We start from the raw sequence: 13,278 nt of genomic DNA, 5'->3' as shown, positions 1-13,278 counted from the left end.
TTAAATCACAGTCAGCCCGAACACTTCGGGGTCGTCATAGCGGGATTTCTTGTTATGGGCGGTCACGGCCCGCGACACGGCCATGGCAGAGGCAATGGCGGCATCAATCCGGCCATTGCTGCGCTGCTTGTGCATACGGATCAGCCCGGATTGCGGGTTCTGGCTCACGGCTACATTGTCAAAATGCTGGCGCAGCACCGGGTCGCCGTTGTGGCGGATCATCTCGCCATTCACCACGCGCACCAGATTGCCGGTGGCCTCTGACATGATCACCGCACTTTGCGGATGGGTGAAGACCGGCAGGCCGTCATCGGAGAGGTTCTGCGACATGACACGGGCCAGTGCCGGGTCCACTGCGATCTCCTGCACGTCATAGGTCGCGCAAAGCTCGCGGATATGATCCTCAACCTGCCTTTGGTCTATCACCCCACCGGGGCAAAGCTGGATCAGATCGCGGTCGGCCCATTGCTGATAGGGCGCGCGGTCGCGGTGCGCCCGACCTTCCAGATCGGCAGCAGGCACAAAGCAAGTATTGCGCAAGGTGATCTGCCCATCAGGGTGCCGGAAGGCGATGGCAACGGCGGTCAGGTCGCCGGTCTGCGACAGGTCAACACCGATATAGGCCGGAAGCTGTTCAAGATCGGTCGCATCATCATCCAGCTTGCGGGCGTCATAGGTCGGCAGGTCAAACAGCGGGTCACGGCTGTTCGCCTGCCAGATGTTCAGGTTGAATTGCCGGAAGCTGGCAAGTTCAGACGGGTTCCCCTCGGCTTCCTTCGCCAGCGCCCGCAGGCCCGAGAGTGACGGGAAGCCAAAAGGCAAGCCGGGGTTTACCTTGCGCCAAACGTCTTCATCCTGCCAATCGTCATCAGGTTCCGCCATGAACAGCACCGGCAAATACTCGGGGTTCACGATCTCGCCCTTTGCCACTTGCACCGCATAGGCGAATTGATCGGCGGCAAGACCCTCGGCACCGCGCCCCGCCGTGGTGGCGATCACCATCAGAGTGTCATCGGTCTTGGCCAGCCCGGATTTGATCGCTTCCCAAAGGTCGCGGCCCTTCCATGCGTGAATCTCATCAATCAGGGTGAAGCTTGGCGTCAGGCCATGCGCCGCGCCGCCATCCGAGGCCAGCGCGGTCAGGGTGCTGCCGTTCTGTTTGAACGTGATCTGCTTTTTGCTGTTGAAGGCATCGCGGATTTTGACCGCATCCAGCAAGCGGCGATCTTCGCGGATGATATTGGCGGCCTCGCGAAAGCCAATGGATGCCTGTTCCCGGTCACAGGCCGCAAATAGCACCTGACCAGCCGCGCGGCTTTCCGGCCCGAACAGGTGCAGCAGCGCCAGCGCGGCGGCAAGGCTGGTCTTACGGTTGCCACGCGGCAGCAATAGCATCACCGTTTTCACGATCCGGCTGCCGTCTGCATGGCGCGGCCCATAAATGCGCCGCACGATCCGCTCCTGCCAGTCGTGCAACTGGAAGCCCCGGCGCGGTGCCGTGCTGCTGGGATGGCGTAAAGCCCGAAGAAAGCGCACCGCACGTTCCCCGTGCCCGAGCGGGTCAGCAATGGGCGAGCCGTCATAAATCCATGCCGGTAAGGCGCTGGCTGCCATCACGCCACCGCCAGCGGGTTGTCGGTATCATCTTCGGGCTGCGGTGCCGCGCCCATCCGCGCCCGGCTGGTCGGGGTCAGGCCATATTCAGCGGCAAGCTGGCGGGCGGTCTGCGCATAGCGGATTTGCAGCCCTGCAAGTTTCAGGTCAGGGACGGGGTTCAGCGCCAGAATGTCCGCGATCTGGCGCACCGCGCCCGCTGCCACGCAATAGTTCTCGATGCCTGCCAGATCGGCCCGCATGATCACCTGCCGGGCGATCAGTTGCGGCATGATCCGCCGCCACTCAGCCTTGGCATGGCTGGTCAGCCAAGCGGGCGCAGATGGTGCCTTGGTCAGGGCCTCGGCATCAATTGCCGGTGCAGGTTTCACGCCGCGAAGATGCTTGCTCATGCTGCCACCGCCCGCAACTCAATGCCCTTCCTGCGCCCGATCTCGGCAATGGCGACAATGTTCCAGACCTTGCCGCCATGCAGGATGCGGTCAGAGACAGCCACGCCCGGCAGCCACCGCAGCAGGAACACGGCGTTATTGCTCACGCCCTCGCCAAAGGTGGTCAGGAATTCGGACAGGCCAGACTGGCGCAACTCGGCCTTCCCACTGGCGTAGGTCGTCCACGTCTGCACCGCCTGCCGGTTCGGCCCGAGGGTTTCCGAGAGGCGCTGCAACTCGATGCGGTGTTGAAGTTTACCGGCCTGCATCATTCAGCCCTCCACCGCAGCACGGCCCGCAGGGCAATCGTGCCATGCGTGTAACTGCGCTCGGGTGCGGGGTCGCGCATCCAGACCAATTCGGGGCGCTGCCAGTCATCAACGGCAAAACCATCAGGTCGGGGCGCGTCCATCAGCGCCAGCATGGCGGCACCGGCCAGCGCCTGCGCCACCGCGCTGCCATCCTCCACGGCCCAGATGTGCAGTATCATGCGGACCTCGGCCACCACATGACCGCCCGAGGCATGACCCAGAAACGCCACGCGCGCCGGGGCCAGCACGATTGCAGGCAGGTTATCCGGGCGAATGGAACCAGACCGGATATTTACCGGGTCCACATGCGCGGTGATCTTTGGATCAGCCGCCAGCAAGTCACCGATCAGGGTTTGAAGGGCAAGGCTCGGGTCGGTCATTGCTGAGCCGCCTTCTTGGCCTCGGCGCGGATCACCCGGCGCAGGCGGTTCTTCACCCTGTTCATGTTCAACCGCCATGCAGGCAACAGAAACGGCTCAGCGGGCATCTTGCCGGTGCTGGTGCCGTCTTTGTGGTGGCGTTCCTCAGTGCCGAACTCCACCAGATGCCCATGGCGGGCCTCGGGGCTGCCAGCGGTGACAAATGCCTGCCCATCCTCGGCGGTGCGCCTGCCACCGTTGGCAGCATAAGAGGGCGTGGTCTCGCCGGGGCCGGTGGCGTCGATGCTATCGGCAAGGCTGCCGGTGCGCCGGGACGCCTCGGCCAAAGCCCGCGCATCGGCGGCCACTTCCTCGGCAGAGCGTTTCAATGCAGGGTTCAGGGCCGCAGCCACCGCCGCCGGAAGCGCCGCCAGCTTGCGCGACAGGGCGTCAGAGCCTTGGACATAGCGCGCCATTATGCGGCCTCTGGCGCGGTCTGGTGGCCGGTCACGCGCTCTTTCAGAGGCGACAGCAGATCATGAACGCCGAAGGGAAGCTGATAGGGGTTTGCGAAGGTCACGCCCTCGCGGCTTTCATACTGGTGCGCGACCAGCAGCAGCGCCGCCTGCACCATCAGCGCATTGTCTGCGGTGAAGGCTTGGCCGGTATAGGCCGCGACCCAGAGCGCTGCCACATTCGCATAGTGGCTCAGCAGATCGGGGTCGCGGTCGTCGTCAAGATTCAGGTGCGCCCGGATCAGGGGCAAGGGAACGGACATGAAACACTCGTAACAGCACTAACTGTTATAATGTAACATTACCCGCGTGACGTGTGAATCCTGAAAAAGTTATATTCCGGCGTATCTTGTGCGAAGGACCACACGCCGGTTCCCTGAACGGGGCCGGAATTAAGAGATACCCGCGCCACCCGCAGCACATCCGCCACTGGCCAGCCCTTCTTGTGTCTCTCGCGAGTGGTAAGCCAGTTCAGGCAGGTGCGCTCGGCCTATTATCTGTTGGTCAGGGATTCTCACCCATGGTGATAATGTTGGCGCTCATCTGGCCTCGGCGCTGGTGCGATGCACTCTGCGGCACTGACAGGGCATCCGATACTGTCCAGCCGCTTCGTAATCGCGCATGTATCGCACCGGCTGAAATACCTGTGCGCTCTGACCACTCCCTGACTGTCAGCGATGCCCCTCCATGTTCCAGCCGCCTGTTCCGCGTCCGGGTTGGTTGCAATCTGACTGGTGAAAGCTTTGGCATAGGTGGCAGAGGAGCTGCATCAGCCAAACGCTTCCGCATCCGTTCAAGCAGGGCGTCCATCTCGATACCCGCAAGGCTGCACACCTCGGCTAGATCATCGCTCGGCGTGGTCAGGTAATCGCGGGCCTCTTGGGCCTGTCGTATGCGCCGGGACTCGCCTGCGCTTGTCGTGGGGGCGTTCAGGGCATCATTGATCGCGCACAGCAGCACTTCTTGCCACAGGTCACGCTCCGACATTGGCCCGCTCTTGCCTCTGCTTCTCAGAGTCGTGGCACCGTTTGCACAACGCTTGCAAGTTGTTCCAGTTCATCACCAATGTGCGGTCGCCGTGGTGGCGCTTGATATGGTCCACAACCTCGGCACCGCAGCCGCAGAAAGCACAGGTCGGGTGCAGGCGCAGGAACTCGGCCCGCAGCGCTTCCCATTCGCGTGTGTAGCCCCGCTGGCGGCTGTTCGGGCGGCGGGCGTCATGGCGGCGGCCTCGGACACGGATACGGTCGCGCTGGCAGGCGCAGAGGCTGCCAGTGGCCACAATGGCACCACAGGAACAGAGGCGCGGTGGCGCAGGCATCAGCGCATCGCTTTCAGACGCGCCAGCCCGGCCCGGTCAAAATCAGGATCCAGCCCTGCCGCGATATTGGCTTGGCGCTGTTCGGTCTTGGCCGGGGTATTCTCGGGCTGGATACCAGCCTGCCGCAACTCACGCTCAGCGCGGGCTTCCAGTGCGGTGACAATTTCCGCCACAGACGCGTTCCAGACCTCAGAGGGCGGCCAGCGCAGCCAGCTTGTTGCTTGGCTGAACAGTTCGGTGAAGAACCGGGACAGCGGCATGGGGTCGGATTTGGGGGCCCGTGATGGGGTTGCCTCGCCCTCGGCTGGCGCAAGGATGGACGCCAGAAGGGCGAGACAAGCCGCCTGTGCAGGGCCAAGAAACTGCACCAGCGGAAGGCTTGCTGCATGGGCCAGAAGCCTCTCGGCCTCTTGGCGGTCGGTCGATGCCGCCCGGATGACGGAATGCAGTGCGGTAATTTTCTGCCGGGCGATGCCATCCCAAAGGGACGCGATACCGCCCGGCAAAGCTTCAAGGGCGACTGTCACCCGCAGCGAAGCCCGCAGCGTCACAGCATGGGTGCCGATCTGTAGCAGGATCTCGGTCGCGGGTTGCAGCGCCTTAGTCATAGCCGATCAGGCGCTCATCTTCAGCTTGCGGAAGACATCGGTGCGGACCACGCCAGCCCCCACCCGGCGGCGGGCATGGAAGCGGGCAAGCCCAGTGGTGCGCTGGGTCAGCAGATCGGGCAGCACGTCCAGCGACACGCGGTCATAGATCCGATAGCCAGCCTTGAAGTCGCCAAAGATGATCGGCGTGGCCGCAGCGGCAATGTCCGGCATGTCGATGGCTTCCACCACCGCGCAACCAAGGATCGTTTCCGGTTGGCCTGCTTGATAGCTCGGCTGCCAGAGGAAGTTGCCGTTGCCATCCTTCAGCTTGCGGATGGCGGCCAGCGTGCTGCCGTTCATCACCCAAGCACCACGGCTGCGGTAAGTCGCGGGCATGGCATACATCAGCGAGATAAGCGCCTCTGCGGAAAGAACAGTGGCGTGGCCGTTGTTCGTCTCGGCAATACCCGCTGCGGTCATAAAGCCGGTCGGTTCAACGGCGGTGCTGCCTTTGACGAAGGACAGCGCCTCTTTCGCGCCAAAGTCTTCTGCCAGCGCAAGGCGGACTTCTGCTTCCACGTTGCCGGAATCTTCCAGCATCCGCAGCGACAGGTCCACATGGGTTGCGATTTCCTTCACCTCGATCTGCATCTGGACGAAGGTCGGTTCAGAAGCGGTGCGGGTCGCGGTCTCACCCACCCAGACGGCATTAGTGATGCCGGTGCGCTTGGGCAGCAGGATCGTATGGCTGCCGGTGCTGCGCACATCCGCGATAGCCCGGATCGGGCTGAACTCGACCAAGTTGCGAATGAACTCGCCCGAAGTCTCTTCCGGGGCCAAAACATAGGCCGGGGCATCGGCTGCAACGGTCAGCGCCTTTTGGTCGATTTGGCCGGATTGCAGGAAGCTGACAAAGGCTTTGCGATCTTCTACGCCCTGCACGATGGCAGGTGCGCCAAGGCGCTGGCCTTTGGCTTCCAGCTTATCCAAACGCGACAGGACCGCGTTGAAGGCTTTCAGGTCGATTTCCGGCGCATTGGCCGGGGTTTGGTCGTCTTGGTTTTCCAAGGGTGAATCCTTTTCACTCGATACAGATTTGACAGAGGTAATCTGCGCCCCCGGATGGGCCGGGACCGCAACAATGCTGATTTCATGCAGTTCTAGGGCGTTGATCGTGCGGCCCTTGGCGTGGCGTTTGGCGTCTTTGGTGACAAAGCCAATGGAGAGTCCCGAGACAGCGCCCGCCTTGACCATGGCGCGGACCTCGCGGGCGCGTTCCACATCATCCACCAGCAGACGGCCTTTGACGGTCAGGCCGCTATCGGTCTCGCTGATCTCTTCCCAGACGCCGATCACTTGGCCCTGATCATGGGCAAAGAGCATCGGCAGCGTGGCCGGGCCGGTGAAAGCGCCCTTCTCGATCACATCGCCCACCCGGTCAGGTGTGCCGAAGGGCCATGCGGTGCCGGTGATCTCACCAGCGTCAGAGACAGTCAGCGCAGCCTTGATCTCGATCCGGTCGCTCATGCGGCCACCGGCAGCGCTTCATCGGCCTTGGCACCCCAGCGGGCAGCCATGATCTCAAAGGCCAGCCCCAGCACCTCGGCCAGCGGACGGTTGACGCCATAAGCATCACAGAGGCGCTTGGCTTGTTCCGGGTTCATCCCGCCACCGATCAGGCCAAGCCGGATGATCTCGCGCAGATACTCGGCGGGATAGGCCAGATTGAGCATCTGGAAGTAGAGCGCACCGACACCAAGGCCGGTGATCTTTTCAAGCTCGGCCAGCATGGGGTCGGTCAGGGTGAAGGTATATTCCGCGTCACCGAAGAAAGCGCGGTGGCTGATCTGGTCATTCATCTTGGGAATCCTTGGGGGCAGCCGGAGCGGGCTTTGCGTCCGGCGTGGTGGTGAAGGGGTTGGACAATTCATTGCCCTCGGGCAGCGCGGCCAGATTCAGGCCGCTGCGCACCTCGTTTGCGGTCATGGCACCCATGGCGCGATATTGACTGTAAGCGGTGGCACGGGCCGCAAACTCGACAGACAGCAGATCGTCGGGCGTCGCCTCGATGTAGAAGGAAGCGCGTTCCTCTGGCGTCAGCAGCACCCGCGTATAGGCAGCCTGCCAGCGGGCAATCCAAGGCCGCAGGGTGCCGGTGAGAAAGTCGCGGTGCGATTGCTCGAAGTTGGACCAAGTGCCACGCGAAAGCTCATAGAGCAGCGCTGGCGGCACGTTGAAGGCGCGGGCGATCTCGCGCACCTGTTCACGCCGGACTTCGGAGAACTCGGCGTCTGCCAGCTTCACCGCGATCTCTTTGAAGGCCATGCCCTCATCCAGAATGGCGGTAGAGCCGGACTGTTCGCCGCCATGCGATTGGAACCAGCTTGCCGCCAGCTTCTTCGCGGTCTCAGCGTCCAGCTTGTTCGGGTGCAGGATTACACCCGAGGGACGCCCACCGTTCTTGAAGAAGCCCGCAAGGTGGCCTTCGGCTGCCAAAGCCAAAGCGATAGCCTCACGCGCCAGCACAATGGGCGAGACGCCCCGAAGCCCTTGGATGTGCAAAACGTCATGGTGGGCCAGAACCGCGTTGCCGCCGTTCTTCAACTGCACCCGGTAGGACGGTTCGCCAAAGTCGTCATAGTCGATACTCACCGCGCCGGGGTCCATGCGGTGCAGTTCCACCGGACGCCCTTCAACGCGGACCACTTGGGCAAAGCCGTGGCCGGTCAGCAGCGCATCAGCGGTCAGCAGTTCGCGCAGTTCCTCGGCGCTGGTCCAGTCATTGGCCCAGTCATGCACCAGCGAATAAGCAGGGTGATCTTTGGCCGCGTCCTTGTTCTCGGCATAGGCCTTGAACGGCAGCGTGGCGACGGATTCAGCGATCAGCGAGACGGCCCGGCGAACAGCCGGAACCCGCATCGCGCTGGCTGCGGTGACAGTGATGCCCGAGGCGGAAGGCGCGATGCCGAACAGCGGCAAGGCTGCCGGATCGGTCAGGCGGATAGACTTCTTTTCAGAAACGCCTCGCCCGGCAATGCGGGCGAGGCTGGACATGATACCCATGCGATACTCGTAAGAACACTACCGGAACAGAATCCCATAGGTTGATTCGAGGCGCAAGAAAATTTGTTATACATCCTGATATACATTCAGCTATACAGTGATTGTGTAAGTTATTGATATTTAATAAATTTAATTAGATAAACCCAAAGCATGTCGGACACCCTCTCCGCCACTTTGGCAAAACAGCATAAGTGATTAAATTTACACCAGAATTAATGGCGTAGATTTTAATTCCAGACGCTTTCCCCCCAGCTGTCGCTCTCATAGATTTACAGGCTGTCAAACATTGCTCTTCGCCCATTCGGCTCTGCACTGAATGGCATGCAGCAGGACCCTCGGCGCCGGGCTGCTTCTCAGAGGTTTTCGGCAGGATCTGTCATCGGCTTTGCGGCACAGGCACCGCCCCTCCGTCAGCCGCCGGCGCTCAAGGAACACGCCCGGTGCCTGCACCGGGCGCCAGGGAACCGCCTCTCGCTCCGGCGCTATAGCAGCGGCAAGCGCAGCTCGGCGCAGAGGCCCCGGGGCTGGCGATTGCTGAGCCGCAGCTCTCCGCCATGCGCACCGGCGATATGGCCTGCGATCGACAGGCCAAGGCCATAGCCTCCGGTCTGCCGGTTGCGGCTGGCCTCGCCGCGCCGGAAGGGTTCGGTGATCCCTGCCAGCTCGCCCGGCGGGATGCCCGGACCGCTGTCGCACACCCGGATCACCGCCCCGCCCTCGCTGGCCTCGAGGCTGATCTCAGCATGGCCGGCATAGCGCTGTGCATTGTCGATAAGATTGCTCACTGCCCGCCGCAAAGCCACCGGCCGCAGCTTGAGGTGCAGCGCTTCGGCTGCGTGGAAATCCAGCCCGCGCTCGCTGCAGATCTGCCCCAGCAACGCCGCCAGATCGATGCTCTGCACCGGTTCTGCCATCTGCATATCGCGGGCGAAAAGCGTGATATCCGCGGCCATCACCGCCATTTCATCCAGAGTGCGGATCATCGGTTCGCGCTGCTGGTCATCCCCGAGCAGCTCGGTGCGCAGCCGCAGGCTGGTGATCGGCGTGCGCAGATCATGACCGATCGAGGCCAGCATCTGCTGCCGGTCGGCCTCAAAACGCGAGATCTGCCGCTGCATCTCATTGAACGCGCCGGCCATCTGCCGCAATTCGCCCGGGCCGCTTTCCGGCAGGCGCAGCCGGTGATCCCCTGCCCCGACCGCTGTTGCCGCCAGGGTCATCTGCCGCAGCGGCCGGGTGATCTGGCGTAAAAACCACAGGCCAGCGATCAGCACCGCCACCAGAGAGGCCAGGAAGGGCAGGAAAAACGCCCATTTCTGCGGCCAGGCCCGGGTCGCAGGCAGCGGCAGCACCCGCAGATTCAGCCATTCGCTCGCCCTTGGCCCATAGCCAAGCTGCACCGAGAGCCCCAGCATGGCCGCCCCCCCCTCCTCTCCGGCGCTGACGAGGCCGCCGGTGGTAATCTGCACCGGATTATAGGGCAAAATCTCACGGACCTGGGCTGCAAGCGCCTCATCGCCGCGGCTCTGGCTCCGGCCAAGCGGCTCTTTATCGACCGAAAAATGTGTATAGCGCGTGCTCCAGCGCCCGAGCAGCGTCAGCCCCGCCTCGCGGTCGCCAAGTTCCAGCGCTTTGACGAGGCTGGTCAGACGCGGCAGATCGCGCTCGATGCGGATTGCCATGTCAAAGGCCGTACCGGCCCGGCCCAGCATCGAAGCGAGGATCAGATTGCTGCTCAGCAAAGCGCCGATCAGCAGCAATGCAAAGCGACCAGCAATGCTGTCAGGCAAAACCCCTTTCATAACAGGGTGATGTCCCCGGCGTTCAGACGGTAGCCTCCGCCCCATTCCGTCACCAGCAGCACAGGTGCCCGCGCATCATCGCCAAGCTTGCGTCTGAGCCGCAGAATGCAGTTATCGGCGGCCCGGCTGCCAGAGGCGACGCTGCCGGGCTGCAGTAAAGCGGTAATCTCCTCGCGCCGGAACACGCTGCCCGGCCGGGCCAGCATGGCCTCCAGCAGACGGTTTTCCCCGGTGGTCAGACGCTGTTCGGGGCCATTATCCTGACGCAGGGTCCGGGCCTGAGGGTCATGCAGGAAACCGGCAAAGCTGCGCCGCTGGCCCGGCGGCGGAGCGGTTTCGGCCCCGGGCGGTTCCGGCGCGACCCGGCGCAGCACCGCACCGATACGCGACAGCAATTCGCGCGGGTTAAAGGGTTTGGCAATATAGTCATCGGCACCGTAATCAAGGCCGCGGATCTTATTGCTGTCGCTGCTCAGCGCCGAGACCAGGATCACCGCCGGCCCCTCCTGCTGCGCGAGGCTGCGGCAAAAGCTCAGCCCGTCCTCATCGGGCATCATGATATCGAGCAGGATCAGCTGGCAGGGCTGCTGTTTCAAAATCACACGCGCCTGTGCCACCGAGGCGGCCGCGCATGCGCTATAGCCCTGGCGCTGCAGATAGAGCACCAGGCTTTCGCGGATCTCGGCGGCATCATCCACCACCAGGATATGAAACAGGTCTTTTGACATAGATCCTCATCCGGTCCGCCCGACAGCCAGAGCCCGACAGGGCTCACGGACAGGGCCCCCGGGCAGGCTCTCGTGCAACCGGGGCTCGGGTCCATGAGTGGCTGAAATGCCGCTCCTGCCGGGGAAATTTTCCTGCAGCTGGCCGGGAACAGCCGCATTGTGACAGTTCGCAACAATTTCTTACTATTTTAGTTTGACACCTCCCGCAACCCGGCTTCTGACGGGGCGAGCAAGCGTGACGCCAGCTTACACCCTCTCAATAATCAGGAGTATGCGATGGCCCGGTCCAGCGCCCGCCTTGCCTCTGGCACAGCTCTCAGTCTGTTGCTTTCCACCGGCATCCTTATCGGAACGGCTTATGCTCAGGAGGCTGCCGGTGAGGATGAGGCAGAGGCACTGGGCACTATTGTCCTCTCGGCAGAAGATCAGATCAAACAGGCCCTCGGCGTCTCAACCGTGACCAGCGAAGATCTGGCTAAGACACCGGTCGTCAATGATATTTCCGAGATCATCCGCAAAATGCCGGGGGTCAATCTGACCGGGGCCACCGCCTCAGGCCAGCGCGGCAACCAGCGCCAGATTGATCTGCGCGGCATGGGGCCGGAAAACACTCTGATCCTGATCGACGGCAAGCCGGTCAATTCGCGCAGCGCGGTTAAAATGGGCCGCAATGGCGAGCGCGACAGCCGCGGCGATTCCAACTGGGTGCCCGCCGATCTGATCGAGCGGATCGAGGTGATCCGTGGCCCGGCCGCGGCGCGCTATGGCTCGGGTGCGGCGGGCGGTGTGGTCAATATCATCACCAAACGCCCCGAGGAAATGACGGCCTCGGTCGGGCTGCATTTCAACTCGCCCGAAAGAGGGGCCGAAGGCGCAACCCAGCGCGGCAGCTTTATGGTTGCGGGCCCGGCGGGCGAGCGCCTCAGCTTCCGCCTCCATGGCGGCTATGCCCGGACCGATGCTGATGCGCTCGACATCAATGATGGCGCAATCACTGATGCCGGCGGCACCAGAATGCTGGCCGGTCGTGAGGGGGTGGTGAACAAGGATCTCGGCGCGCTGCTGACCTGGCAGGCGGCCGAGGGCCATGAGGTCGATTTTGAGGCCTCGGCCTCGCGTCAGGGCAATATCTATGCCGGCGATACCCAGCTTGGCTCGATCGGGACCATTCCCGCCGGGCTCTGGGGCCAGGAGACCAACCGGATGTATCGCCGGACCTTCGCGCTCAGCCATCGTGGTGACTATGATTTCGGCACCTCGAACAGCTATGTGCAGCTTGAGAACACCAATAACACCCGGCTGTGCGAGGGCCTGGCCGGATCGGGCGAAGGCGCCATCACCAATTGCGTCGACAGCGATGGCGACGGGGTGAATGATGCGCCCGGCTTCCAGACGATCAGAACCAGCAATATCAGCGCCAAAACCGAATGGATGCTGCCGCTGAATCTGCGCGGCAAGGAAACCATGCTGACGCTTGGCGCCGAAGTCCGGCATGAGAAGATCGATGACCCCGCCTCGATCACCGTGACCCTGCCGCCCACGATCACCGGTCCGGATCTGGAAAACGATCCCTCGCGGCGTGACACCAAACTGTCACAGACCACGATCGGCCTGTTTGCCGAGGCCAATATCTACTGGAATGACCGGCTGATCCTGACCCCGGGCCTGCGCTATGACCATAACAGCGGCTTTGGCAGCAATGTCTCGCCCAGCCTCAATGCCGAATATACCTTCTCGGATGAGGTAAAGCTGAAGGTCGGTGTTGCCCGCGCCTTCAAAGCGCCCAATGTGTTCCAGCTGAACCCGAATTATGTCTATAACACCAGGGGCAATGGCTGCCCCTGGGTCGATGGCGTGCGCCTGCCCGGGCCCTGCTATGTGGCCGGCAACCCCGATCTGGATGCTGAGATCAGCCTCAACAAGGAAATCGGTGTCGCCTATGAGGGCGAAAACGGCCTCAGCGCCAGCGTGACCTGGTTCCACAATGACTATAAAAACAAGATCTATTCCGGCCAGGTCCAGCAGAATGAGGATGCGACGACCAACCGCCTGTTCCGCTGGGAAAATACCGGCCCGGCGGTGATCGAGGGGATCGAGGGCAATTTCGCCACCGCGATCGGCGAAGATCTGATGCTGAATACCAATTTCACCTATATGATTGATTCAAAAATAAAATCGACCGGGCAACCCCTGTCGCTTGTGCCCGATTACACCATCAATGCCTCGCTCGACTGGGCGGTGCGTGACGATATGCTGCTGCTCTTATCTGCCACCCATTACGGGCCGATCCAGCCCTCGGCAGTCAGTGTTGTCACCGGCAGCGTGACCGAGGATCCCAATGAGCGCGGCGGCTACACTTTGTGGAACCTCGGCATGAAATGGGAGATGAACGAGGCGACGCAGCTTTCGGCAGGGGTCAGCAACCTCTTCGATAAGCAGGTGTTCCGCACCGAGACCTCTGGCGGCTCAAACACCTTCAATGAGCCGGGCCGCGCTTTCTACATCGGTCTGAACGCGACCTTCTGACCCCGGAGGGGGCCAGAG

At 62.5% G+C, this 13,278-nt stretch carries 15 protein-coding genes; 1 reads left to right on the top strand and 14 read right to left on the bottom strand.

Translation table 11 applies throughout. The features are described from left to right. The 14 genes from H0485_RS03950 to H0485_RS03885 all read right to left on the bottom strand — a co-directional run bounded on the left by H0485_RS03950 (position 1) and on the right by H0485_RS03885 (position 10,734). Positions 1-1,536: a terminase large subunit gene (locus tag H0485_RS03950; protein WP_226934067.1), complete on the bottom strand. Its 1,536-nt coding sequence runs from the start codon at positions 1,534-1,536 to the stop codon at positions 1-3. A 77-nt stretch (positions 1,537-1,613) separates the two neighbouring features. Further along, positions 1,614-2,006, bottom strand: a complete 393-nt coding sequence (locus H0485_RS03945; RefSeq protein WP_226934066.1) for a phage terminase small subunit P27 family — start codon at positions 2,004-2,006, stop codon at positions 1,614-1,616. Continuing rightward, on the bottom strand, positions 2,003-2,317 hold the full coding sequence (locus tag H0485_RS03940) for a phage head closure protein (RefSeq protein ID WP_226934065.1): 315 nt from the start codon (positions 2,315-2,317) through the stop codon (positions 2,003-2,005). The genes H0485_RS03945 and H0485_RS03940 overlap by 4 nt, the downstream gene beginning before the upstream one ends. Next, positions 2,314-2,736, bottom strand: coding sequence for a tail completion protein gp17 (gene gp17, locus H0485_RS03935; protein WP_226934064.1), 423 nt, complete (start codon positions 2,734-2,736; stop codon positions 2,314-2,316). The genes H0485_RS03940 and gp17 overlap by 4 nt, the downstream gene beginning before the upstream one ends. Beyond that, positions 2,733-3,191 carry an HK97-gp10 family putative phage morphogenesis protein gene (locus H0485_RS03930; protein ID WP_226934063.1) on the bottom strand — a complete coding sequence of 153 codons (459 nt, stop codon included), beginning with the start codon at positions 3,189-3,191 and terminating at the stop codon, positions 2,733-2,735. The genes gp17 and H0485_RS03930 overlap by 4 nt, the downstream gene beginning before the upstream one ends. Beyond that, positions 3,191-3,493 carry a head-tail connector protein gene (locus tag H0485_RS03925; RefSeq protein ID WP_226934062.1) on the bottom strand — a complete coding sequence of 101 codons (303 nt, stop codon included), beginning with the start codon at positions 3,491-3,493 and terminating at the stop codon, positions 3,191-3,193. The genes H0485_RS03930 and H0485_RS03925 overlap by 1 nt, the downstream gene beginning before the upstream one ends. A 241-nt stretch (positions 3,494-3,734) precedes the next feature. After that, positions 3,735-4,217: a hypothetical protein gene (locus tag H0485_RS03920; RefSeq protein WP_226934061.1), complete on the bottom strand. Its 483-nt coding sequence runs from the start codon at positions 4,215-4,217 to the stop codon at positions 3,735-3,737. Then, a complete protein-coding gene (locus H0485_RS03915; protein ID WP_226934060.1) occupies positions 4,204-4,551 on the bottom strand; it encodes an HNH endonuclease in 348 nt (115 codons plus the stop codon). Before H0485_RS03915 ends, H0485_RS03920 begins: the two co-directional genes overlap by 14 nt. Beyond that, a complete protein-coding gene (locus H0485_RS03910; RefSeq protein WP_226934059.1) occupies positions 4,551-5,159 on the bottom strand; it encodes a hypothetical protein in 609 nt (202 codons plus the stop codon). Before H0485_RS03910 ends, H0485_RS03915 begins: the two co-directional genes overlap by 1 nt. Before the next feature lie 6 nt (positions 5,160-5,165). Continuing rightward, positions 5,166-6,668: a phage major capsid protein gene (locus tag H0485_RS03905; RefSeq protein ID WP_226934058.1), complete on the bottom strand. Its 1,503-nt coding sequence runs from the start codon at positions 6,666-6,668 to the stop codon at positions 5,166-5,168. Then, positions 6,665-7,000: a gene transfer agent family protein gene (locus tag H0485_RS03900; protein ID WP_226934057.1), complete on the bottom strand. Its 336-nt coding sequence runs from the start codon at positions 6,998-7,000 to the stop codon at positions 6,665-6,667. The genes H0485_RS03905 and H0485_RS03900 overlap by 4 nt, the downstream gene beginning before the upstream one ends. Beyond that, positions 6,993-8,195, bottom strand: a complete 1,203-nt coding sequence (locus H0485_RS03895) for a phage portal protein (RefSeq protein WP_226934056.1) — start codon at positions 8,193-8,195, stop codon at positions 6,993-6,995. The genes H0485_RS03900 and H0485_RS03895 overlap by 8 nt, the downstream gene beginning before the upstream one ends. A 491-nt stretch (positions 8,196-8,686) precedes the next feature. Further along, the gene (locus H0485_RS03890) at positions 8,687-9,994 is read right to left on the bottom strand and encodes an ATP-binding protein (protein WP_226934055.1); all 1,308 of its coding nucleotides are present in this window, start codon (positions 9,992-9,994) and stop codon (positions 8,687-8,689) included. Between the two features lie 8 nt (positions 9,995-10,002). Beyond that, positions 10,003-10,734: a response regulator gene (locus tag H0485_RS03885; protein ID WP_226934054.1), complete on the bottom strand. Its 732-nt coding sequence runs from the start codon at positions 10,732-10,734 to the stop codon at positions 10,003-10,005. Between the two features lie 276 nt (positions 10,735-11,010). On the opposite strand from H0485_RS03885, the gene H0485_RS03880 reads away from it, so the two are divergent. Continuing rightward, positions 11,011-13,260: a FepA family TonB-dependent siderophore receptor gene (locus H0485_RS03880; RefSeq protein WP_226934053.1), complete on the top strand. Its 2,250-nt coding sequence runs from the start codon at positions 11,011-11,013 to the stop codon at positions 13,258-13,260. Positions 13,261-13,278: the final 18 nt, after the last annotated feature.

It is taken from the genome of Pseudogemmobacter faecipullorum (assembly GCF_020539525.1).
Classification (GTDB): Bacteria; Pseudomonadota; Alphaproteobacteria; order Rhodobacterales; family Rhodobacteraceae; genus Pseudogemmobacter; species Pseudogemmobacter faecipullorum.
This window is presented reverse-complemented; position numbering and strand designations above follow the sequence as displayed.